Raw genomic sequence first — 24588 nt, 5'->3', positions numbered from 1 at the left:
CGTGTTGAATCTTGCCGCCGTCGCACGCCTTCAAGGATGAAATTGGCCACGAAAGGAGTAACCCGTGGAAGCAAGGTTTGGTGTCGCCCTCGTTTCGCGCTTTTCCCCACTTTCCCTTGCAGTGCACCTGAGCGTCGCCGGACTTCTGTTCGGCGGGGCCAGCGAGCAGGCGTTCGCCACCTGCTCGGCCGCGGGCTCCACGATCACCTGTTCGGGTGTTCCGACGCTGCCGCTGTTTCTCAATGACTACAGCAGCGCCAGCAGCGGCGTGACGGTCAACGTCACCAACGGCGCGCAGATGAACGCGACGCTGGGCGGCAAGGTGATCAACCTGACCGGGGCCAACATCAACCTGAACAACTCCGGCACCCTCGACCCGGCGTTGCTCGGCCTGGTGTCGATTCTCAGTGGCGGCGCGTTCATCGGCACCGGCGCGACCAGCACGGTGAGCATCGCCAACAACACCACCGGGATCATTCGCGGCACCGGCATGTTGCTCGGCCTCAACCTGACCAGCATCGACGGTCTGGGGATTGCCGTGAACAACTCGGTGTCGGGCACGACGACCATCACCAACGACGGCACCATCACCTCCACCGGATTGTCGGTCGGCGGAATCACCCTGGCCGATACGCCGGTGGTCGGGGTGTATGGCGGTTCGCAGGTCAATATGACCAACAGCGCCAGCGGCACGATCAACGGGCGGATGGCGTTCGAAACGTCAGTGGCGGGCAACACCTTCACCAACGCCGGTAACATCACCGGCGGTTTGTCGATGGGGGCGGGCAGCACCAACACCTTCTACGCGATCACCGGTTCGAGCGTTAACGTCGGTGACGGTGTGCAAGTCTCCGTGGGCCTTGGTGGTCTGATCGGCGTCAATCTGACCTTCGCCCCGACTGGCACGATTGACGGCGGCGCAGCCGGTACCAACACACTGATCCTGCAAAACCCGATCGGCCTCGGCGGTGGCACCACCGGGACCGGCACGGCGTCCAGCGCGGTCTATGTCAACTTCAACAACCTGACCCTCAACAGCGGCACCTGGACCTTGCAGGGTCCGTTGGTCAGCGGTGCGACCACCCTCAATGGCGGTGTCGCACAGTTCAACGACAACGGCGCGTTCGGCAGCGGTGTGCTGACGTCCAACGGCGGGATCCTTCAGGCCAGCAACGCCGGTTTGACCCTGGCCAACCAGATCAATCTGGGCGCCAGTGGCCTGACCCTGCAGGGCATCAACGGCATGACCCTCAACGGTGTGATCTCCGGTACAGGTGGCCTGACCAAGATCGGCAGCGGCCAGATCAACCTCAACGGCATCAACACTTACACCGGCAACACCGTGCTCAACGGCGGTGTGGTGCTGGTGGGCAACAACCAGGCGTTCAGTACCGGTGGCATCACCGTCGGCGGCTCTTCGAGCATCTCGGCGACGGCGCCGATTTCGCTGGCCAACGCGATCACGCTCAACAGCACCCTGACCGCAACCGGCACCGGCGCGCTGACCCTGGGCGGGGTGATCAGCGGCGCCGCCAACCTGACCAAAACCGGCAGCGGCAGCCTGACCCTCAACGGCATCAACACCTACACCGGGATCACCAGCCTCAGCGCCGGCACCCTGCGCGTAGGCAACAACAACGCCCTGGGCACCGGGGTGCTCAACACCAGCAACGGCACCAGCCTCGACAGTACCGGCAACGTGACCCTGGCCAACAACGTCGGCATCACCGGTGCGTTGAACGTGCTCGGCAGCAATGCCCTGACTTTGGCCGGCATCGTCTCCGGCACCGGCGCGATCACCAAGAGCGGCAGCGCCAGCCTGACCCTGACCGGCAACAACACCAACAGCGGCACCACCGCGCTCAACGGCGGCACCTTGTTCGTCGGCAGCAACACCGCCCTCGGCACAGGCGCATTGAACGCAGCGGCCGGAACAACGCTGGATGCGACCACGGCGGTAACCCTGGCCAACGCTGTGGCGCTGGCGGGCGGGCTGACCATCGGTGGCACTCAGGCGCTTGGCTTGAGCGGCGTCATCAGCGGCGCCGGCAGCCTGATCAAGGGCGGCACCGCGAACCTGACCCTCAGCGGCAACAACACCTTCTCCGGCGGTACGGCGCTGAATAACGGGACGCTGATCGTCGGCTCCAACACTGCACTCGGGACCGGCGCACTGACCACGGCGGCAGGCACCACCCTCGATGCCAGCACCACCGTGGCGCTAAGCAATGCGGTCGCCCTCGGCGGCAATCTGAACATTGCCGGTAACGCCAACCTTACCCTTGGCGGCGTGGTCAGCGGCAGCGGTGGGCTGACCAAGAACGGCGCGGCCAACCTGATTCTCAACGGCGCCAACACCTTCAGCGGCGGCACCACGCTGAACGCCGGCACCCTGACCGTCGGCAACGCCGCCTCACTGGGCAGCGGCGCCCTGACCGTCGCCAATGCTGCGACACTCGACAGCAACACCTCGGTCATCCTCAACAACAACGTCGCCCTCAATGGCAACCTGTCCATCGCTGGCAGCAACGGCTTGATCCTGGGCGGCGTGCTCAGTGGCGCCAGTCAACTGATCAAGAACGGCACCGCCAACCTGACCCTCAACGGCGCCAACACCTTCACCGGTGGCACCGCACTCAACGCCGGCAGCCTGACCGTCGGCAACGGCGCGGCACTCGGCACCGGCACGCTGACCGTGGGCGGTGCGGGTGCAACGCTCAACAGCAGCGCCAACGTGACGCTGAACAACGCCATTGCGCTGAACTCCAACCTCACCGCCGGTGGCGCCAACCCGCTGACCCTCGGCGGCGTGATCAGCGGCGGCAGTAACCTGATCAAGACCGGCTCCTCGACCCTGACCCTGACCGGCAACAACACCTACACCGGTTCTACGTCGCTGAACGCCGGCACACTGATCGTCGGCTCCAACACGGCGCTCGGCACTGGCGTGCTCAACGCCGGCAACAACACCACGCTGGACGCCAGCACCGCGACCAGTCTGGCCAACAACGTCAACCTCGGCGGCAACGTGACCATCGGCGGCAGCAACGCGCTGACCCTCGCGGGTGTGGTCTCCGGTGTCGGCGGCCTGACCAAAAGCGGCCCCGCCGACCTGATTCTCAACGGCGCCAACACTTACTTCGGCAACACCGCACTCAACGTCGGCAAGCTGATTGTCGGCAGCAATACCGCGCTCGGCAGCGGCGCATTGAACGCCGCGGCGGGCACCACGCTGGACACCAATACGGCTGTTACGCTGGGCAACCAGGTCAACCTGGCCGGTGCGATGAACGTCGGCGGCAGCGCAGACCTTACCCTCACCGGTACCGTCGCCGGAGCCGGTAGCCTGGTGAAAAACGGCGCGGCCAATCTGAACCTCAATGGCACCAATACCTATGTCGGCGGCACCACGCTGAACGCCGGTACGGTGACCGCCGGCAACAGCTCGGCCCTCGGCACTGGCGCCTTGACCGTCGGTGGCGCAGCAACCCTCGACAGCAGTTCGCCGCTGGTCAGCCTGGCCAACGCGGTCGTGCTGAATGCGGCGCTGAGCGTCGGCGGCACCCAGGACCTGACCCTCGGCGGTGTGATCAGCGGCGCCGGCCAGTTGATCAAGAACGGCGCGGCCAACCTGACCGTCAACGGCACCAACACCTACAGCGGCGGCAGCACCCTCAACGCCGGTACGCTGACACTGGGCTCGGCCGCTGCGTTGGGCAGTGGCGGCCTGACCGTCGGTGGCGCTTCGACGCTGGATACCAGCGCCGGCATGAGCATCGGCAACAACATCACCCTCAACGCCGGCCTGACCCTGGCCGGCAGCAACACCCTGAACCTCAGCGGCGTGATCGATGGCGCCGGCAGCCTGACCAAGGACGGCTTCGGCGACCTGACGCTCAGCGGCAACAACACCTTCACCGGTGCGCTGAACATCGCCTCCGGCAGCGTCACCACCGTGAGCAGCGGGGCGCTGGGCAACACCTCCGGCGCCAACATTAGCGCCGGTGCCAATCTCTATCTCAACAGCAGCGCCAGCCTCAACGGGCTGAGTGGCAGTGGCAGTGTGCAGATCGCCGGCGGCAACACCCTGACCGTGGGCGGCGTGAACAGCACCAGCACCTTCGACGGCGACCTCGGTGGCAGCGGCGCCCTGACCAAAGTCGGCACCGGGACGCTGAACCTCACCGGCAGCAGCGGCATTACCGGCAATACAAACGTCAACGCCGGTACGCTGAATCTCACCGGATCGCTGGCCAGCACCCAGCTCAACATCAACAACGGCGCCACGCTCACAGGTACCGGTTCGGCGCTGGGTTTCATCACCATCAACAGCGGCGGTCATCTGGCGTTGTCCTCGGGCAATACCTTGTCCACCTCGTCGCTGATCCTTACGGCCAACAGTAATGTCGACGCGAGCCTCGCCACACCATCGACCAGCTCGCTGATGAACATCGGCGGCAACCTGACCCTCGACGGTAATCTGAACGTCACCGATGCCGGCGGCTTCGGTGTCGGTGTCTATCGCCTGTTCAACTACATCGGTGCACTGACCGACAACGGCCTGACCGTGGCCGGCGTGCCGGTGGGTTACGGCCTCGGCGACATCCTCGTGCAGACCCTCGGTAACCAGGTCAACCTGGTGGTGTCGGCGCCGAACACCAACCTGCGTTTCTGGGACGGCAGCCAGACAATCCCCAACGGCACGGTGGATGGCGGCACGGGCACCTGGGATGCCGGCGGCACCAACTGGACCAATTCCAACGGCACGCTGAACCAGACCTGGGCCGGCGACTTCGCGGTGTTCCAGGGTACGGCGGGCACGGTGTCGGTCAACGGCACGCAACTGTTCACCGGGATGCAATTCCTCACCGATGGCTACAACGTGGTCAACGGCACGTCGGGTCTGCTGACCGCCGTCAACGGCAGCGGTGGCACCACGGCGATGCGGGTCGATCCGGGCGTGACCGCCACGGTCGGTGTGAACATCGACGGTAGCGGCATTCTTAACAAACTCGACGCCGGCACCCTGGTACTCAACGGCGCCAACAGCTACACCGGCGGCACCCAACTGGACGGCGGCACCCTGGTCGTCGGCAGCAACACCGCACTGGGCACCGGCGCGCTAATCGCCAATGCCGGCACGCAACTCGACAGCAACACCGCCGTGACCCTGGCCAACGCGACCACGTTGAACGGTAACCTCACCGTGCTCGGCAGCAATGCGCTGACCCTCAACGGTGTCATTTCCGGCACCGGCGGCTTGATCAAGAATGGTACGGCCAGCCTGACCCTCGGCGGCAACAACGCCTTCCTCGGGCCGGTGGCACTGAACGCGGGCGGTCTGATTCTGGCGTCGAACAGCGCGCTGGGCTCGGCCACCCTGAACGCGGCCAACGGCACGACTCTCGATGCCAGCGGCGCCTTCAGCGCGGCCAACGCGATCAACCTGGCGGGCAACCTCGCTATCGTCGGCAGCAACGATCTGACCCTCAGCGGAGCCATCAACGGCGCCGGCAGCCTGACCAAGAACGGCGCGGCCAACCTGATCCTGAGCGGGGCCAACAACTTCCTCGGTGGCGTCACTCTCAATGCCGGCACCCTGACCGCCGGCAGCAACGGCGCCCTCGGTCTGGGCAACCTGACCGTGGCCGGTGCCTCGGCGCTGGATAGCAACACCTCGGTGTCGCTGGGCAACAACGTGGTGCTCAACGCCAACCTGACCAACACCGGCAACAGCGACGTAGCCATTAGCGGCGTAGTCAGCGGCACTGGTGGATTGATCAAGAACGGCGCTTCCAACCTGACCCTCAATGGCATCAACACCTACAGCGGCGGCACCACGCTGAATGCCGGCACCGTGACCCTCGGCACCTCGGCGGGCCTGGGCTCCGGCGCGGTGACCGTGGCGGGCGCATCGACCCTCGACACCACGGCGCCGCTGGTACTGGCCAACAATGTCAACGTCAATGCCAACCTCAGCGTGGCGGGCAACAACAACCTGACCCTCGGTGGCGTGATCGCCGGGGCCGGCACCCTGACCAAGAACGGTCTGGCCGACCTGACGCTGACCGGCAACAACACCTTCAGCGGCACCTTCGATGTGCAGTCCGGCAGCCTGACCACCCTGGGCAACTCGGCACTGGGCAGCAACGCCGGGGTCAATCTCGGCGCTGCGGCGACGTTGAACCTCGGCGGCTCCGGCAGTCTCGCCAGCCTGACCGGTAGCGGTACAGCGTTGATCGGCGGCGGCAACACCCTGAGCATCGGTGGCAACAACGCCAGCAGCATTTTCGACGGCGTGCTCACCGGCACCGGCGAACTGAGCAAACTCGGCACCGGAACGCTGACCCTGACCGGCCTCAACAGCCTGACCGGCAACACCACGGTCAACGCCGGCACCTTGAACGTCAGTGGCTCGCTGGACAGCGCCAGCGTACTGGTCAACAGCGGCGGCACCCTGACCGGCGGCGGCTCGCTCGGCGGGGCGGTGACCGTGGCAGATGGCGGTCATCTGGCCGGCGCCACCGGCAGCACCTTGTCGGTGAACTCGCTGGTGTTCAACGCCAACTCAAACTTCGACGTCGGCCTTGGCGCACCGGTGTCCGGTGGTGGTAACGCGCTGGTCAACGTCGGCGGGAACCTGACCCTCGACGGCACCCTCAACGTCAGCGACATCGGCGGTTTCGGCAGCGGTGTATATCGGTTGATCAACTACACCGGCGGCCTGACCGACAACGGCATGCTGATCGGCACCGTGCCGGGCAGCGTCACCCCGGGCGACCTGACACTGCAAACCGCGCTGGCCAACCAGATCAACCTGCTGGTCACCGCACCGGGCGTCACCGTGCAGTTCTGGGACGGCAACCAACTCGTCGCCAACGGTTCGGTGGATGGCGGCACTGGCACCTGGGGCAGCGGGACCACCAACTGGACCGATGTCAACGGCACCACCAACCAGGCCTGGACCAACAGCTTCGCGGTGTTCCAGGGTGCGGCGGGCACCGTGACCGTCAACGGCGCGCAAACCATCACCGGCATGCAGTTCGTCACCGACGGCTACAGCCTGCAGAACGGTACGGCGGGTTCGCTGAATCTGGTCAACGGTTCGCTGGGCAATGCCACCGTGCGGGTCGATCCGAACGCTACGGCGACCATTGGCGTCGCGCTCAACGGCGCCGGCACACTGGGCAAATACGACACCGGCACCCTGGTGCTCAACGCCGCCAACGGCTACACCGGCGGCACCGCGCTCAACGGCGGCAAGATTGTGGTCGGCAACAACGCCGCCCTCGGCACTGGCGTATTGACCGCCGCCAACGGCACGGCGCTGGACAGCAACACGGCCGTCAGCCTGGCCAACGATGTGGTGCTCAATGGCGGACTCACCGTCGCCGGCTCCAACGCGTTGACCCTCGGCGGCGTGGTCAGCGGCAGCGGCAGCCTGATCAAGACCGGACCTTCGAGCCTGACCCTCAACGGCAGCAACTCTTACAGCGGCGGTACCCAGCTCGCCGGCGGTACGCTGGTTCTGGGCAACAACAGCGCGATCAGCAGCGGTGCACTGAGTGTGTCGGGTAACGGTACTCTCGACAGCACCTCGGCGCTGCAACTGGCCAATGCCATCAACCTCGGCGCGCAACTGACCCTGGCCGGCAACCAGAACACCACGCTGATCGGTGCGATCACCGGCAGCGGCAGTCTGGTGAAAAACGGCAGCGGCGACCTGGTACTCAGTGGCGCCAACACCTACAGCGGCGGCACCACACTGAACGGCGGCAGCACCCGTGGTGATACCAGCAGCCTGCAAGGCGCCATCGTCAACAACGCGACGCTGACCTTCGAGCAGAACAGCGACGGCAGCTACACCGGCAATCTGACCGGCGCCGGCATCCTGAACAAAACCGGCACCGGCGCCTTGCTGCTGACCGGCAACAACACCTTCACCGGCAACACCTCGGTTCAGGCCGGTACGCTGAACGTCAATGGCGTGTTCAACAGTGCCAGCGTCGATGTCGCCAGCGGCGCGAAGCTCGGCGGCGGGGGGCAACTCGGTGGAACCGTGCAACTGGCCAGCGGTGCGACCCTGCTGGGTGGCGGCAGCGCGACGCCGTTGTCGGTCGGATCCCTGGCGTTGTCTTCGGGGACCAATCTGGACTTCACCCTCGGCTCGGCCACCAGTTCCACCACCGTGGTCAATGTCGCCGGCAACCTGACCCTCGACGGTACGCTGAACATCACTAACGCCGGCGGCTTCGGCACTGGTGTGTATCAACTGTTCAGCTACGGCGGCACGCTGACCGACAACGGTCTGGTCTACGGTAGCCTGCCGGTTTCGGCGGCCAATCTGACCCTGCAAACCGCGCTGGCTAATCAGGTCAACCTGTTGGTACAGAACACGCCGGGCGAAGTGCAGTTCTGGAACGGCGGCAAGACCAATCCGGACGGCAGCATCGGCGGCGGCAGTGGCGTGTGGGGCCCGAGCACCAACTGGACCGACCCGACCGGCACTCAGGCGCTGGGCTCCAATGGCCAGTTCGCAGTGTTCGGCGGGCAGGGCGGGACGGTCACCGTGCAGGGCAATCAGAACTTCACGGGGCTGCAATTCCTCGTCAACGGCTACAGCCTGGTACCGGATGCCGGTGACACGCTGACCCCGGTCAACGGCCCTGGCGGCACCCCGGCGCCGATCCGCGTCAATGCCGGTGCCACCACGCAAATCAATGTGCCGCTGATTGGCACTGGCGGGATCGAGAAACTCGACTCCGGCACCCTGATTCTCACCGCAGCCAACACCTACAGCGGTGGCACCACCGTCAGCGGCGGTACGCTGATCGGTAACACCACCAGCCTGCAAGGCAACATCATCGACAACGCTTCGCTGGTGTTCCAACAGGACACCGACGGGAAGTTGAACGGTCGTCTGAGTGGCGTCGGCGCACTGTCCAAACGTGGCGTGGCGCGGTTGCTGTTGACCGGCGATCAACCGTTCAGCGGCACCGTGTCGGTGGATCAGGGTGTTCTGCAAGTCGGCAGCCGGGCAGCCCGGGCTTCCTTGGGCGGGCAAGTGACCGTCGCCAACGGCGCGGCCCTGAGCGGTAACGGCAGCGTCGGTTCGGTGGTCAACCACGGTGTGGTGGCCTCCGGTGGCGGTGACGGCACCTTGAGTGTGGCGGGCAACCTGACCAACGCCCCGGACGGTGTGCTGGCCCTGACCGTCAGTTCGCCAACCGCTACGCCTCTGGCCGTCGGCGGCACGGCAACCCTGGGCGGTGGCCTGCAAGTGAACAGCCTGGCGCCGTTCACTGGCAACACCGTGTACTCGCTGATCACCGCCGGCGGTGGCGTGAATGGCACGTTCAGCGCCGCCGATCTGCCGCAATACGCGTTCCTCGACACGGCGCTGGTGTACAGCCCTGACGCGGTGAACCTGGTGGTCAGCCGCAACGGCAATTCGTTCGCCGACGTCGCCGCCACCCGCAACCAGCGCAACACCGCTTCGGCGTTGATGCGCAACGGTCCGGCGGGTGCTGCGTTGCAGAACGAAATCGTCAACCTCAGCGTGGCCGGTGCGCGTCACGCCTTCGACAGTCTGTCGGGGGAAATCCATGCCAGCACCGCGAGCGCGGTTTTGGAGGATTCACGCTTCGTGCGTGAAGCGGTCAATGACCGGATGCGTCAACCGACTTGCAGCGCATCGGACGATCCACGCCGCACGCTGGCACCGAGCGACACCCAGTTGAGCAGCAACGGTTGCCACGGTGAAATGGTCGGCTGGGCCCGTGCCATCGGCGCCTGGGGCGACATGGGCGGCGACAGCAACACGGCGAAAGTCGATCGCAGCCTCGGCGGTTTCATGCTCGGCACCGACAAGCAACTCGACGATCAATGGCGCGCCGGGATGGCAGCGGGCTACACCCGTGGCAACCTCAACGCCCACGATCGCAACTCCGATGCCAAGGTCGACAGCTACCACCTGGCGGCATACCTGAGTTCGCAGTTCGATGCACTGGCCGTGCGCCTCGGCGCGGCTTACAGCTGGCACAGCATCGAGACCAAACGCGACGTCAGCGTCGGTGCCTACAACGACCGTCTGAAGGCCGACTACGACGCCCGCAGTGCCCAGGTGTTCGGTGAAGTGGGTTACGCCATCAATGCGGCCGGCGTGGCCATCGAACCGTTCGCCGGCCTGGCTTACGTCAACTACGACAGCGACACCGCCAAGGAAAAAGGCGGGGTGGGGCGCCTGAAGGGCGATGCCGATCAGGACATCACCTACTCGACCCTCGGTGTGCGCATCGGCAAGCTGGTGACCCTGGCCAACGGCAGTCAACTGACCCCGCGCGCAGCCATCGGCTGGCGGCATGCCTACGGCGACACCAAGCCGGATGCCGACCTGACCTTCATCGACGGCGGCGCGTCGTTCAGCACCCAGGGCGTGCCGATCGCCAAGGACAGTGCGCTGCTCGAAGCCGGCGTGGACTTCCAGATCAGCCCGACCGGCAAGCTCGGCATCGGCTATTCGGGCCAGGTGTCCAGCGACAACAACGACAGCGCAATGACCATCAGCTTCAGCCAAAGCTTCTGATCGTGGTCGAAGCACTTTGACCGCCCGAAAGGGCGGTTTTTTTTGCTCGGCAATCCCCTCTGCTAGAATCCGCCCCATTCCCAGCCAGAGGTTGCCCCATGAGCGAACCCATCCGTCTGACCCAATACAGCCACGGTGCCGGTTGCGGCTGCAAGATTTCGCCGCAGGTGCTGGAAGTGATCCTTGCCGGCAGCGGCGCGCAGAACCTCGACCCGAAACTGTGGGTCGGCAACGCCTCGCGTGATGACGCGGCGGTGTATGAAATCGATGCCGAACGCGGTGTGGTGTCGACCACCGATTTCTTTATGCCGATCGTCGATGACCCGTTCGACTTCGGCCGCATCGCGGCGACCAACGCCATCAGCGATATCTACGCCATGGGCGGTGACCCGTTGATGGCCATTGCCATCCTCGGCTGGCCGGTCAATGTGCTGGCGCCGGAAGTGGCGCGAGAAGTGATTCGCGGTGGTCGCGCGGTGTGCGACGCGGCGGGTATTCCGTTGGCCGGCGGCCATTCGATCGATGCGCCGGAACCGATCTTCGGCCTGGCCGTCACCGGTCTGGTGGAAAAGCGTTTCATGAAGCGCAACGACACCGCCACCGCCGGATGCCTGCTGTACCTGACCAAACCGCTGGGCATCGGCATCCTCACCACCGCGGAAAAGAAGGGCAAGCTGCGTAACGCCGACATCGGCGTGGCCCGGGACTGGATGTGCACGCTGAACAAGCCCGGCAGCCGTTTCGGCAAGTTGTCCGGGGTTACCGCGATGACCGACGTCACCGGTTTCGGCCTGCTCGGGCATCTGGTGGAAATGGCCGATGGCAGCCACCTCACCGCGCGCATCGCCTATGACCGCGTGCCGCGTCTGGACAGCGTCGAGTACTACCTCGATCAGGGCTGTGTACCCGGCGGCACCTTGCGCAATTTCGACAGCTATTCAAGCAAGCTCGGACGTGTGCAGGAACTGCACAAGCGGGTGCTGTGCGATCCGCAGACCAGCGGCGGCCTGCTGTTGGCCGTGACCCCGGAAGGCAACGCCGAATTCCTCGCGGTGGCCGCAGAGCTGGGCCTGAACCTGGCGCCGATCGGCGAACTGGTCGAGCGACAGACCCACGCAGTCGAGGTGGTTTGATGCTCCGCGACTGCACCGATTACCGCGACATTTTCCTCAACGACCGGCCGCTGATGGATGCCCGCGCACCGGTCGAGTTTCACAAGGGCGCGTTCCCTGGGGCGGTCAACCTGCCGCTGATGAATGACCTCGAACGGCAAAAGGTCGGCACCTGCTACAAACAGCACGGCCAGCAGGTCGCCATCGAACTGGGCCACCATCTGGTGTCCGGTGCGGTGAAGGCCGAACGCATCGAGGCCTGGGCCGAATTCGCCCGGGCCCATCCCGACGGATATCTCTATTGCTTTCGCGGTGGCCTGCGCTCGCAGATCACCCAGCAATGGCTCAAGAGCGAAGCCGGGATCGACTATCCCCGCATCGGTGGCGGCTACAAGGCGCTGCGCAACTTCCTGATCGACACCCTTGAACAAGCGGTGACCCAATGTGATTTCGTGCTGCTGGGCGGCATGACCGGCACCGGCAAGACCGAACTGCTGGTGCAATTGCGCAACGGCCTGGATCTGGAAGGCCACGCCAACCATCGCGGCTCCAGCTTCGGCAAGCGCGCCACCGGCCAGCCATCGAACATCGACTTCGAAAACCGCCTGGCCATCGACCTCCTCAAGAAACGCGACGCCGGAATCGACCAGTTCGTCCTCGAAGACGAAAGCCGGGTGGTGGGCAGTTGCGCGCTGCCGCTGCCGTTGTATCAGGGCATGCAGCACTACCCGATGGTCTGGCTGGAAGACAGCTTCGAGGATCGGGTGCAGCGCATCCTGCGTGATTACGTGGTGGACCTGTCGGCCGAGTTTTCGACGGTGCATGGCGAGCAGGGTTTCGAGCTGTTCTCCGAACGCTTGCTCGAGAGCCTGAACAATGTGCAGAAACGTCTGGGCGGCGAACGCCACCGGCGGATGCTGCTGTTGATGGAAGACGCGCTGGCCGAGCAGGGGCGCAGCGGTTCGGTGGACTTGCACCGGGGCTGGATCGAAGGTTTGCTGCGCGAATATTACGACCCGATGTATGTGTTCCAGCGCGAGAAGAAGGGTGCGCGGATCGAGTTTGCCGGGGAGCAGAAAGCGGTCCTTGAGTATCTGCATGATCGCCTGAATCAGAAAGCTTGATGCTGTATTCAGCGGCCTTTTCGCGGGTAAGCCCGCTCCCACACCGGAAATCAGCTGAACCCGTCATTTGAGTTCGGCACAAGATCGAATCTGGGAGCGGGCTTGCCCGCGAAAGGGGTAGATCAGGCAGTACAAAACTCAGGTCGGGCAAGTGACCTTGCCGTTGTCCAGCCCTTGCTTGTAGCTGTGGCTCTGCAGGCTGGCCTTGCCGTTGTGCCAGGTCAGGGTCAGCACGTACAGCGAGTCATAGTCGCCGGATTCCCAGTCTTCGGTGATGGTCTGCTTTTCGCCCACTGCCTTGCCGGCGACCTTGTTGATCAGCTCCGGCAGGTAACCGTGTGACCACGCGGTGTAGATGATCGAGTTGTGGTACTTGTCGGCGATCAGTTCCCGGGCCAGGTCGCTGGTGTCATTGGCCGAGAACTCGATGTTCACCGGCAGGCCGAGCTTGATGGCGGCGGGGCTGATGGTCATCAGCGGGCGAATGTAGCTGTAGGAGTTGTCCAGCTCGCCTTCCTCGACATTGCGCGTCGGGTTGGCGGCGAACACATAGTCGGCCTTGCCGAATTTTTCCGGTAGCAGGGTCGACAGTTCGATGGCGCGGTTCAGGCCCTGGCAGTTGAGCTGGCCGAGGCCGCCGGCAGGTTTTTCCCCGTGACGCAGAAAGATCAGGGTCTGGGTGCCGTCCACCGGTTGCGCGCGGCTTTCGCTGGATTCGAGGGACAGGAACAGCGCGCTCATCGCCAGCAGCGAGGGCAGGGCAACGTAGGCGCGATGTTTGAAGCGTCTGGCGACTTTCATCAAGTTCGTCATGAAATAAAGGGTCTTCAGTCTGTTCGGTTAAGGCTGACAAACCTCTGCACCGCAGGCTGCCGGGGCCGGGTGTTTTCCCTGTCTTGAATGGTTTCCTTGGAGCCCTCTGAAGGCCTTTGGTTCGATCCGTCTGGCGCGGCACACTTTAAAGGCGTCGCTGTGCGGCTGAAGGGCAGGTTAGCGACAGGATGTTGCGGATTTAAGTAAGTCCGCAGGCCGGGACAAAAAGAACCCGAGCCAGCGCGGAAAACGTGGATTATGCTCAGGCCTTTCATTTTGTGACTGGATGCTACATATGACCGATCTGTCCGCGTTCCCGATCACCCAGAAATGGCCGGCGCAGTACCCTGACTGGATTCAGCTCTATTCCCTGCCGACCCCCAACGGCGTCAAGGTCTCGATCATGCTCGAAGAGATCGGTCTACCCTACGAGCCGCACCGCGTGGGCTTCGACACCAACGATCAGATGTCCCCGGAATTCCTGTCGCTGAACCCGAACAACAAGATCCCGGCGATCCTCGATCCTCACGGTCCGGAGGACAAACCGCTGCCCTTGTTCGAGTCCGGCGCGATCCTGATTTACCTCGCCGACAAAAGCGGCCAGTTGCTGGCCCAGGAAGGCGCACTGCGTTATGAAACCATTCAGTGGCTGATGTTCCAGATGGGCGGCATCGGCCCGATGTTCGGCCAGCTCGGCTTCTTCAACAAATTCGCCGGCAAGGATTACGAGGACAAACGTCCCCGCGACCGCTACGTCGACGAAAGCAAACGCCTGCTCAGCGTCCTCAACACCCGCCTCGAAGGGCGCGACTGGATCATGGGCGAGCGCTACACCATCGCCGACATCGCCACGTTCCCGTGGGTGCGCAACCTGATCGGGTTCTACGAGGCGGGCGATCTGGTCGGCATCAAGGACTTCCCGAACGTCACCCGGGTGCTGGAGCGTTTTCTGGCACGGCCGGCGGTGGTGCGCGGTTTGACCATCCCTTCATAAGCCGATGTGAGCCGGGTGCGCACATTATTGCGCGCCCGGTAATGCACTGTTGATTGATCCAGGTTTGTACCCCGTCCCCCGCAAGGCATAAGCTTCGCCCCCTACGACTTTCGTCTCATCTGCCCGTTTTTCAGGAAAGGCCCCATGTCCAGTCAGTTCCCCGAAGCACGTCCACGCCGTCTGCGCCGCAATGCGAGCCTGCGCAGCCTGTTCCAGGAAACCGAGTTTTCGCTCAACGATCTGGTGCTGCCGATCTTCGTCGAAGAAGAGATCGACGACTTCGTGCCGATCAAGAGCATGCCCGGCGTGATGCGCATTCCGGAGCGCAAACTGGCCGGCGAGATCGAGCGTTACGCCCGTGCCGGGATCAAGTCGGTGATGACCTTCGGCGTGTCCCATCACCTGGACGCCAACGGCAGCGACACCTGGCGTGAAAACGGTCTGGTCTCGCGCATGTCGCGGATCGCCAAGGACGCCGTGCCGGAAATGATCGTGATGTCCGACACCTGCTTCTGCGAGTACACCGACCACGGCCATTGCGGCGTGATGCACAACCATGAAGTCGACAACGACCAGACCCTGATCAACCTCGGCAAGCAAGCCGTGGCTGCCGCCCGCGCCGGTGCCGACGTGATCGCGCCGTCGGCGGCAATGGACGGCCAGGTGCGGGCGATTCGCCGGGCACTGGACGATGCCGGCTTCACGCAGATTCCGATCATGGCCTACTCGACCAAATTCGCCTCGGCGCTCTACGGCCCGTTCCGCGAGGCCGGTGGCAGCGCGCTGAAGGGCGACCGCAAAAGCTATCAGATGAACCCGATGAACCGCCGCGAAGCCCTGCGCGAATCATTGCTCGACGAGCAGGAAGGTGCCGATGCGCTGATGGTCAAACCGGCCGGCGCGTACCTCGACATCATCCGCGACATCCGCGAAGCCTCGAACCTGCCGCTGTCGGCGTATCAGGTCAGCGGTGAGTACGCGATGATCAAGTTCGGCGCCCAGGCCGGGGCCATCGACGAAGACCGCGTGGTGCGCGAAAGCCTCGGCGCGATCAAACGCGCCGGTGCGGATCTGATCTTCACCTATTTTGCGATGGACCTGGCCTTGGCCGGGATCTGATCCTTCAGGGACAACTGAAAAACGGCCGGATCCCATGATCACGGAAATACCGTTCGATCACCTTCGGATCCGCGCTGTTGTCGGCAATCGCCACGTAAGTATCCGGGCGCAGCAGGTAAAAGCCGTTGCGCCCCAGTCCTGCCGTTTCAAACGCCGGGCGCCAGTCGAACACGTGCAGCGGCAAGTGATGCTCATTGCACCAGGCGATCATCTCGTCGCTGGTGTCGCCGTACACATGCACCTGCCAGCACGGGTTGCGCAACGGTTCGTAATTGTCCCCCTCGCCATCATGGGCCCACGGTAAACGGTCGCCGCCGTGGACGTGCCCGGCCACGCCTTCGCTCAATGCCATGCCCCGATAGTTGACGGTAATTTGCGACACCGTGCGAAACAGGAATTCGCGGCTGGTCTCGAATGAGGCCATTTTCGGGATTACGAACGGTGCCAGCCGTGTGCGCAACAGATCGGCCATGCGACCTTCCGCAGTCACAAAACTGAAGACTTTGTCAGTGGTCGAGACCAGCCGTCGGGCGAAGGCGATGCGCTCGGTTTCGTAGCTGTCGAGCAGCTTTGGCGTGGCTGCGCCGCCGAGCACCGCCGCGAGCTTCCAGGCCAGGTTGATGGCATCGCCGATGCCGGTGTTCATGCCTTGACCGCCGGCGGGGCTGTGCACGTGGGCCGCGTCGCCAAGCAGAAACGCCCGGCCCTTGCGAAAGTGATCCGCCACCCGATGATGCACGCGGTAAGTGGAGAACCAGTTGACGTCTTCGATGTGCACGTTCAAGTGTTCGATGGCGCGGCTGCTGACGTCGGAGAATTCCAGGGTTTCGGCACGATCCGCACGTTCGTCGCGCACGGTGCCGATCAGTCGCGCGCGACCTTCGCCGGCCAGCGGGAACACTGCCAGAAAGTCCGCCTCATCCAGATCCAGATGCAGTTCGCCGTTGAGCGCCGGGCCGCTGGCCTTGACGTCGGCGACATAAAAAATCTGCTGATAGGTGCCACCGGGGAAACCGGTATCGAGGGTTTTGCGCACGACCGAACGGGCGCCGTCACAACCGGCCAGGTAACAGGCCTGGCAGATCTCCTGCTCGCCATCCGGCAGGCGCAAATGCGCGGTGAGGCCGTCGCCGTTTTCCGTGAAACTCTCCAGCGTCGTGTTGCGCTCGACCGTCACGTCGTAGTCTTCGAGGCGGTCGATCAGCAGTCGTTCGTGTTCGTCCTGCGGGTAGATTTCCAGAAAGGCGTAAGGCGTCAGGCCTTCGCCGATGCGGTTGAGCGGCAGTTGCGCCACGGATTTGCCCTTGACCCAGAAATTTGCCGCCGCCACCCGATGCCCATTGCGCACCACGGCTTCGGCGAGGTCCAGTTGCCGGTACAGCTCAAGCGTTCGCGCCTGCACCGCCAGCGCTCGCGAGGTCGTGCCGGGGCCGGAGGTCTTGTCGAGGATGCGCACGCGCACGCCCAGTTTGCTCAGCCACAGGGCCAGTACCAGTCCGGTGGGGCCTGCGCCGATGATCAGAACGTCACTGCGGTTCATGGTCTGTCCTCCTCGCATGCCCTTTGCCACTGAGTGTGCAGCAGCAAGTATGGATCAGCGGGCGAGGGCGGCCAGTCGGCCTGCCAAACGGGGTGATGGAACAGCGTCGCCGGCCCGCAGTCCTATCCTGCAACCCGGGATTGGGCGTAGGGTAAACCCGGCTCAACGGATTTTATGGAGCGTTATGCAAAGCCCTCGAATATTTCTCAGCCTCGCCGCGCTGCTGGTGCTGGCCGGTTGCGCCGGGCAGCGCAGCCATGAACCGGCCCCGCGCCCGCCGGCCGAGGTCAAGGCGCAGATCGTGCGCCTGCTGCCGGCGAAAGCCGCCGACCGCCAGGGCTGGGCCACGGACATCTACACCGCGTTCGCCGCCCAGGGCATCAGCCCGACCACGCAAAACCTGTGTTCGGTGCTGGCCGTCGCCGAGCAGGAGTCCACCTTTCAGGTCGACCCGCCAGTACCCGGCCTGGGCAAGATCGCCCGCGACGAGATCGACCGGCGCGCCGCCAAAGTGCACATCCCGAGCCTGTTGGTCAGCGGCGCCTTGCAGGTGCGCTCGCCCAACGGCAAGAGCTACAGCGAGCGCCTGAGTGCAGCACGTACCGAGAAAGACCTGAGCGCCATTTTCGATGACTTCATCGGCATGGTGCCGATGGGGCGCACGCTGTTTGGCGGCTTCAACCCGGTGCACACCGCCGGCCCGATGCAGGTCAGCATCGAATTCGCCGAGCAGCACGCCAAGGGTTATCCGTATCCGGTGAACGGCACGATTCGCCACGAAGTGTTCACCCGCCGAGGCGGCATGTACTTCGGCATCGCCCATTTGCTGGGGTATCCGGTGAGTTATCGCGAACCGTTGTACCGTTTTGCCGACTTCAATGCCGGGTGGTACGCCAGTCGCAACGCGGCGTTTCAGAATGCGGTCAGTCGCGTGTCGGGTGTGCCGCTGGCGCTGGATGGCGACCTGATTCGCTATGACTCGATCATGCCGGGCACCACCGAACTGGCGGTGCGCCGACTCGGCAAATCATTGGGCATGCGCAATCCGGTGATCCGCGAGCAACTGGAGAAGGGCAACACCCTGGGATTCGAGGAGACCGAACTGTATCAACGGGTCTTCGAACTGGCGGACAAGGCAGAAGGCAAATCATTGCCCCGGGCGGTGCTGCCGGGGATTGTCCTGCAAAGCCCGAAGATCACCCGCAAACTGACCACCGCGTGGTTTGCCAAGCGGGTCGATGAGCGTTATCGGCGCTGCATGGCCCGGGATTGACGATTCAGTCATCGGCTCGCGGCGGCGATATCCGCCGCGCCTTCTACACTCCAGGGCAGACGGGGAGTCGCTATTTAGAGGGGGGAACATGTATCAACTTTACGGTCACAGGAATTCAGGGGCGGCGGCCATCGAGGCCGCGCTCGAACTGTGCCAGATCGCTTATCGCTTCATCGACACCGAAGCCAGCGCCGAAGCGGCACAGGAGCTGGCCAGGCTCAATCCGCTCAAACAGATTCCGACCCTGCAATTGCCCGATGGCAGCGCTCTGACCGAAAGCGCGGCGATCCTGATTCACCTGGGGCTGAGCTTTCCCAAGTCAGGCCTGCTGCCGGTCGATACCGCTGACCGTGACCAGGCCATTCGCGGCCTGGTGTACATCGTCAGCAATTGCTACGGAGCCATCGGCGTCATCGACTACCCCGAGCGCTGGCTGGTGATGCCGGACGAAGCATCGCGGCAGAACCTGATGGCCGGCGCCCGGGAGCGATTGCACTGGATGTGGGAAGTGTTCGCCGACCAGTTTTCCGCCGAGCTGTACCTGGACGATGAAACACCGGGGGCGCTGGATGTGTTGGCGGCCGTGGTCACGCGCTGGGCCGGCACCCGCGAACACCTGCGCCAGGCCCGGCCGGGGTTTTATGCGTGGCTGCAACGCATCGACCGGCACCCGGTGCTGGCGCCGGTCTTTGCAAGGCATTGGCCCGGTTGATCATTCCCCGCGAATGTACTGCTCCAGCTGTTTGATCAGTTCGGCCTGTTCGGCAATCGCTTCCTTGACCAGGTCACCGATCGACAGCAGGCCCAGCAGCTTGCCGTTTTCCACCACCGGCAAGTGACGCAGGCGCTTGTCGGACATGATGCTCAGGCAGGTGTCGACGGTCTGGTGGGTGTCCACCGTGATCACGTTCGCCACCATGATGTCTCGTACCGGCGTGCCTACCGACGAGCGCCCATGCAGCACCAGTTTGCGCGCGTAATCGCGCTCGCTGATGATGCCCACCACTTTTTCGTCTTCCACCACGAGCAAGGCGCCGACGTTTTTCTCGGCCATCTTCATCAGCGCTTCGAGCACCATGTGATCGGGCTTGATCTGGTGCACTTCCTGATTTTTCTGATCTTTGAGCTTGAGCAGCTGGGCGACGGTTTTCATGGCGGTTACTCAGGTGTTGTCGTTGTTCTCCAAGCATCGTAGACCGTGGCGCGCAGAGCAAGGTCGCAAAACGGCAGATAACACGCAAAAAACGTCATTTGACGGGTTTTTTCATGACGAGCCCTTTATCACTCGTTGCTGCAATGCCGCGTAGAATGCCCGTCTGAATCAATTCTTGAGGTCGCAGTGGTGGATTTACAGCAGGGCTTCGTCCTGACCCGGCATTGGCGCGACACCCCGGCCGGCACCGAAGTCGAGTTCTGGCTGGCGACCGACGCCGGGCCGCGCCGCGTACGCCTGCCGCATCAGCCGTCGGTGGCGTTCATCCCGGCTGTGCAACGCGAGCAGGCCGAGCGGGTGCTGGCGGACGAAAAGAACGTCGAACTGCGCCCCCTGGCCCTGCAGGATTTCGAACATCGCCCGGTGCTCGGGCTGTATTGCCAGCAACACGGTCAGTTGATGCGTCTGGAAACCGCGCTTAACCGCCACAGTGTCGATGTCTTCGAAGCCGATGTGCGACCGCCCGAGCGTTACCTGATGGAGCGCTTCATCACCGCGCCGGTGTGGTTCAGCGGCACGCCCGATGCCGACGGTGTGCTGCTCGACGCTCATCTCAAGCCTTCAGCCGATTATCGCCCGCAACTGCGACTGGTCTCGCTGGACATCGAAACCACCGAGCAGGGCGAGCTGTACTCCATCGCGCTGGAAGGCTGCGGTGAACGGCAGGTGTACATGCTCGGTGCGCCCAACGGTGATGACAGCATCGTCGACTTCGATCTTGAGTACTGCGAATCGCGCACGCTGATTTTGAAGAAGCTCAACGACTGGTTCGCCCGCCACGACCCGGACGCAATCATCGGCTGGAACCTCGTGCAGTTCGACCTGCGCATCCTCCACGAACATGCCCGACGCCTCGGCGTGCCGCTCAAGCTCGGGCGCGGCGGCGAGGAAATGCAGTGGCGCGAACACGGCAGCCGCAATCATTACTTCGCGGCAGCGGCAGGAAGGCTGATCATCGATGGCATCGAATCCCTGCGTTCGGCGACCTGGAGTTTCCCGTCGTTCAGCCTGGAGAACGTCGCCCAGACGTTGCTCGGCGAGGGCAAGTCCATCGACAACCCGTACCAGCGCATGGACGAGATCAACCGCATGTTCGCCGAGGACAAACCGGCGCTGGCCAAGTACAACCTCAAGGACTGCGAACTGGTCACGCGAATCTTCGCCAAGACCGAGCTGCTGAAGTTTCTGCTGGAACGCGCCAGCGTCACCGGTCTGCCGGCGGATCGCAGCGGCGGGTCGGTGGCGGCGTTCACTCATTTGTACATGCCGTTGATGCATCGCCAGGGCTTTGTGGCGCCGAATCTCGGCACCAATCCGCCGCAGGCCAGCCCCGGCGGGTTTGTCATGGACTCGCAACCGGGGTTGTACGAATCGGTGCTGGTGCTCGACTACAAGAGCCTTTATCCATCGATCATCCGCACCTTCCTGATCGACCCGGTGGGGCTGATCGAAGGCTTGCAGCATCCCGATGACAGCGATTCGGTGCCGGGCTTTCGCGGCGCGCGTTTCTCGCGAACCCGGCATTGCCTGCCGTCCATCGTCGCCCGGGTCGCTGAAGGTCGGGAAACCGCCAAGCGCGAGCACAACGCGCCGCTGTCCCAGGCGCTGAAGATCATCATGAACGCCTTCTACGGCGTGCTCGGTTCCAGCGGTTGCCGGTTTTTCGATACGCGGCTGGCGTCGTCGATCACCCTGCGCGGCCACGAAATCATGCTGCGTACCCGGCAACTGATCGAGGCTCAGGGCCACGCGGTGATCTATGGCGATACCGACTCGACGTTCGTCTGGCTGCGTCGCCCCCACGGTCAGGAGGAGGCAGCGCAAATCGGCCGGGCATTGGTTGCGCACGTCAACGACTGGTGGCGTGAGCATGTGCGCGAGCAGTACGGGCTGGAAAGCGCCCTCGAATTGCAGTTCGAAACTCACTACAAACGCTTCTTGATGCCGACCATTCGCGGCGCTGAGGAGGGCAGCAAAAAACGCTACGCTGGCCTGGTGACCCGCGCCGATGGCAGCGAGGAAATGGTCTACAAAGGCCTGGAAACCGTGCGCACCGACTGGTCGCTGCTGGCCCGGCAATTCCAGCAGGAGCTGTACGAGCGGATCTTCCAGCGCAAGCCGTATCAGGATTACGTGCGTGAATACGTGCGCAAGACCCTGGCCGGCGAGTTCGACGAGCGACTGGTCTACCGCAAGCGCCTGCGCCGCACCCTCGACGACTACGAACGCAACGTTCCGCCCCACGTGCGTGCGGCGCGACTGGCTGACGATTACAACGCGCAGCACGGGCGGCCACGGCAATACCAGAACGGTGGCTGGATCAGTTACGTCATCACCCTGGCCGGGCCCGAGCCGCTGGAAGTACGCCGCGCGGCCATCGACTACGACCACTACATCACCCGCCAGCTGCAACCGGTGGCGGATGCGATCCTGCCGTTTGTCGACGACGACTTCTCAACCCTGATCGGGGGGCAACTGGGCCTGTTTTGAGTCCAGCAACTGCAGGGTCCATTCGTCCTGAATGCCGTGGAAATAGCGCTCCAGCGCCTGATGCCAGAGGCTGTCGTCGTCCGCGAACTGGGCGAACAGGGTCATCGATGAGTGGAATTTCAGGTCGTCCGGGTGGCCGAAAATTTCGGCAATCGAACGCTGCGGCACATTGAGCACAAGCTGCGCGCAGGTGCGCAGCCGGGCGCCGAGCAGCTCATGGGCCAGGTAAGCCCTCGCTTCCCCGGCGGAGCCGATGGCGAAGCGCCGGGACATCTCACTGCCGCCGAGCCCGGCGAACTGCGGGAAAACAAACCACATCCAGTGGCTGCGCTTGCGACCCTCGCCGAGCTCGCGCTGGACCCGCTCGAACACCGGGTCCTGGGCGAGCACGAAACGTTGCAGATTGAATGGATCGTCCTGATCAGTGCTTCTCATGGCGAAGCCCTCTGTCAGTCGGCGGTGGCTCAGACCATGGCCAGCCGCTGCTTGCGTTGTGGCGCGTGAAACGCCTGGTCCAGCGCCGCCAGATCCCCGGCATCGAGTTGCAGCTGCGCCGCTTGTGCATTGAGCTGCACGTGTTCCGGACGCACGGCCTTGGGAATCGCAATCACCCCATCCTGACGCAGAATCCACGCCAGCGAAACCTGTGCCGGGGTCACGCCGTGACGAGCGGCAATCTGTTTCAGCACCGGCTCGGCGAGCATCGCGCCGCCCTGGCCGATCGGGCAGTACGCCATCAGCGGCATGCGCTGTTGCTGGCACCATGGCAACAGGTCGAATTCGATGCCGCGCTCTTCCAGGTTGTACAGCACCTGATTGGTCGCGCACGCCGATGAAGACAGTTCTTCGAGGTCGTCCACGTCGAAGTTCGACACGCCCCAGCGACCGATCTTGCCGTCCTCGCGCAGGCGCTCGAAGGCCTCGACGGTTTCGTCCAGCGGATACTGGCCGCGCCAGTGCAGCAGATAGAGGTCGATGTAATCGGTGTCGAGCCGGCGCAGGCTGCGCTCGCAGGCCTGGGGAATGCCTTTGCGGCTGGCGTTGTGCGGGTAGACCTTGCTCACCAGGAACACTTGATCGCGCAGGCCGGCGATGGCTTCGCCGACCACGCTTTCGGCACCGCCCTCGGCGTACATTTCGGCGGTGTCGATCAGGGTCATGCCCAGCTCGATGCCGCTGCGCAGGGCCGCCACTTCACGCTTGTGCGCCGAGCGGTCTTCGCCCATGCGCCAGGTGCCCTGGCCAATCACCGGAACCTGCACGCCAGCCAGTTCGAGGGTACGCATTCAAACCTCCTTTCCGAAACGGTCGATACCTTTAAGTGGGCAGCAGGATAGCCCATGGGTTCCAAATGAGGTGTGTCGGCCCGTTGAGGCGATTATGGCGAGGTTCTGTTGTTGCTATGTATTGAAAGGGCGTTTAGGAAGTGCGCAAAAAGTTGCGCAGTTGTCCGTAATAAAACCACGGTCAAAACCCCGGCAGGCCTTGCCGATCAAGGCCTCCAGCCAAGTGCGCAAGAAGTTGCACAGTACTGCGCAACTTCTTGCGCACTTTTTCGCTGTTTCCTACAGCAAAGAATGGAAAATTCTCACGCGAGATTCGTAAGCCCTTGATGGGTAATGGCCATGTAATGGCTGGCATGACTTTTGATTCCTCCTTTGTCGCCTGGACAGGCAATCACGCCGTCCGGTCCTGTCTTTTGAGCAAGGAGCACACCCCATGGCAACACCCGCGTACATGTCGGTTACCGGCGAAAAACAAGGCCTGATCACTGCCGGCGCCTTCACTGCCGACTCCGTTGGCAACACCTTTCAGGAAGGCCACGAAGACCAGGTCATGGTTCAGGCTTTCACCCACGACGTGATCATCCCGCGTGACCCGCAATCCGGTCAGCCAACCGGTCAGCGCGTGCACAAGCCAGTTGTGATCACCAAGGTCTACGACAAGGCTTCGCCGCTGCTGCAAGCGGCTCTGACCTCCGGCGAGCGCATGAGCGAAATCGTTATCCAGTGGTACCGCACTTCGGCTCAAGGTACCCAAGAGCACTACTACACCACCAAACTGGAAGACGCGATCATCGTCGCCATCAACAACAAAATGCACAACTGCCAGGATCCAGGCAACGCGCACTTCACCCACCTGGAAGAAGTGCAGTTCACCTACCGCAAAATCACCTGGACCCACGAAGTATCCGGTACTTCGGGTTCCGATGACTGGCGTGCTCCAGTCGTTTAATCGCGACTGATGGTTGTATCGCCTCGGCCGGTTTTTTCGGTCGAGGTACCTTTACAACTCAATGATTTTTCGACGTCAGATCCTTACCGA

Annotated in this window: 14 protein-coding genes; 9 read left to right on the top strand and 5 right to left on the bottom strand. The window is 63.5% G+C overall.

Translation table 11 applies throughout. From position 1 onward, the window contains the following. The first annotated feature begins 64 nt into the window (after positions 1-64). The 3 genes from IF189_RS18590 to mnmH all read left to right on the top strand — a co-directional run bounded on the left by IF189_RS18590 (position 65) and on the right by mnmH (position 12821). Positions 65-10585, top strand: coding sequence for an autotransporter-associated beta strand repeat-containing protein (locus tag IF189_RS18590; protein WP_192552043.1), 10521 nt, complete (start codon positions 65-67; stop codon positions 10583-10585). Positions 10586-10683: 98 nt separating this feature from the next. Next, on the top strand, positions 10684-11718 hold the full coding sequence (selD, locus tag IF189_RS18585) for a selenide, water dikinase SelD (protein ID WP_134827465.1): 1035 nt from the start codon (positions 10684-10686) through the stop codon (positions 11716-11718). After that, the gene (gene mnmH, locus IF189_RS18580) at positions 11718-12821 is read left to right on the top strand and encodes a tRNA 2-selenouridine(34) synthase MnmH (RefSeq protein ID WP_134827464.1); all 1104 of its coding nucleotides are present in this window, start codon (positions 11718-11720) and stop codon (positions 12819-12821) included. The genes selD and mnmH overlap by 1 nt, the downstream gene beginning before the upstream one ends. Before the next feature lie 138 nt (positions 12822-12959). On the opposite strand, the gene IF189_RS18575 is transcribed toward mnmH, so the two are convergent. Next, positions 12960-13634, bottom strand: a complete 675-nt coding sequence (locus tag IF189_RS18575; RefSeq protein ID WP_134827463.1) for a histidine phosphatase family protein — start codon at positions 13632-13634, stop codon at positions 12960-12962. 295 nt (positions 13635-13929) lie between these two features. On the opposite strand from IF189_RS18575, the gene IF189_RS18570 reads away from it, so the two are divergent. Next, complete coding sequence (locus tag IF189_RS18570; protein WP_085712517.1) at positions 13930-14628, top strand: glutathione S-transferase family protein; 699 nt, start codon at positions 13930-13932, stop codon at positions 14626-14628. 144 nt (positions 14629-14772) lie between these two features. Further along, positions 14773-15747, top strand: coding sequence for a porphobilinogen synthase (gene hemB, locus IF189_RS18565; protein ID WP_102622587.1), 975 nt, complete (start codon positions 14773-14775; stop codon positions 15745-15747). A gap of 4 nt (positions 15748-15751) precedes the next feature. On the opposite strand, the gene IF189_RS18560 is transcribed toward hemB, so the two are convergent. Further along, positions 15752-17287 carry an FAD-dependent oxidoreductase gene (locus IF189_RS18560; RefSeq protein ID WP_134827461.1) on the bottom strand — a complete coding sequence of 512 codons (1536 nt, stop codon included), beginning with the start codon at positions 17285-17287 and terminating at the stop codon, positions 15752-15754. A gap of 184 nt (positions 17288-17471) precedes the next feature. Between IF189_RS18560 and IF189_RS18555 the strand changes: the two genes are divergently transcribed. Continuing rightward, positions 17472-18560 (top strand): DUF1615 domain-containing protein, encoded by a 1089-nt coding sequence (locus IF189_RS18555; RefSeq protein WP_192552042.1) that lies wholly within the window; start codon positions 17472-17474, stop codon positions 18558-18560. An 88-nt stretch (positions 18561-18648) separates the two neighbouring features. Continuing rightward, positions 18649-19272 (top strand): glutathione S-transferase N-terminal domain-containing protein, encoded by a 624-nt coding sequence (locus tag IF189_RS18550; protein WP_134827459.1) that lies wholly within the window; start codon positions 18649-18651, stop codon positions 19270-19272. Here IF189_RS18550 and IF189_RS18545 read toward each other — a convergent pair whose 3' ends face one another. Then, positions 19273-19713 carry a CBS domain-containing protein gene (locus IF189_RS18545; RefSeq protein WP_085712511.1) on the bottom strand — a complete coding sequence of 147 codons (441 nt, stop codon included), beginning with the start codon at positions 19711-19713 and terminating at the stop codon, positions 19273-19275. 189 nt (positions 19714-19902) lie between these two features. Here IF189_RS18545 and IF189_RS18540 point away from each other — a divergent pair, with 189 nt between their 5' ends. Next, positions 19903-22263 carry a DNA polymerase II gene (locus IF189_RS18540; RefSeq protein WP_167748770.1) on the top strand — a complete coding sequence of 787 codons (2361 nt, stop codon included), beginning with the start codon at positions 19903-19905 and terminating at the stop codon, positions 22261-22263. On the opposite strand, the gene IF189_RS18535 is transcribed toward IF189_RS18540, so the two are convergent. Then, entirely contained in the window at positions 22228-22698 is a 471-nt protein-coding gene (locus IF189_RS18535; protein WP_085712507.1) for a DUF1810 domain-containing protein, read from the bottom strand. The two genes, IF189_RS18540 and IF189_RS18535, sit on opposite strands and share 36 nt — an antisense overlap. A 29-nt stretch (positions 22699-22727) precedes the next feature. Beyond that, on the bottom strand, positions 22728-23549 hold the full coding sequence (locus IF189_RS18530; protein ID WP_134827457.1) for an aldo/keto reductase: 822 nt from the start codon (positions 23547-23549) through the stop codon (positions 22728-22730). 433 nt (positions 23550-23982) lie between these two features. Here IF189_RS18530 and IF189_RS18525 point away from each other — a divergent pair, with 433 nt between their 5' ends. Further along, positions 23983-24498 carry an Hcp family type VI secretion system effector gene (locus IF189_RS18525; RefSeq protein ID WP_008084998.1) on the top strand — a complete coding sequence of 172 codons (516 nt, stop codon included), beginning with the start codon at positions 23983-23985 and terminating at the stop codon, positions 24496-24498. The last annotated feature ends 90 nt before the right edge of the window (positions 24499-24588 follow it).

Source organism: Pseudomonas sp. IzPS59 (genome assembly GCF_014863505.1).
Taxonomy (GTDB): Bacteria; Pseudomonadota; Gammaproteobacteria; order Pseudomonadales; family Pseudomonadaceae; genus Aquipseudomonas; species Aquipseudomonas kribbensis.
Note: the sequence above shows the minus strand (reverse complement) of the source record. Positions and strands in the feature narration are given on the sequence as shown.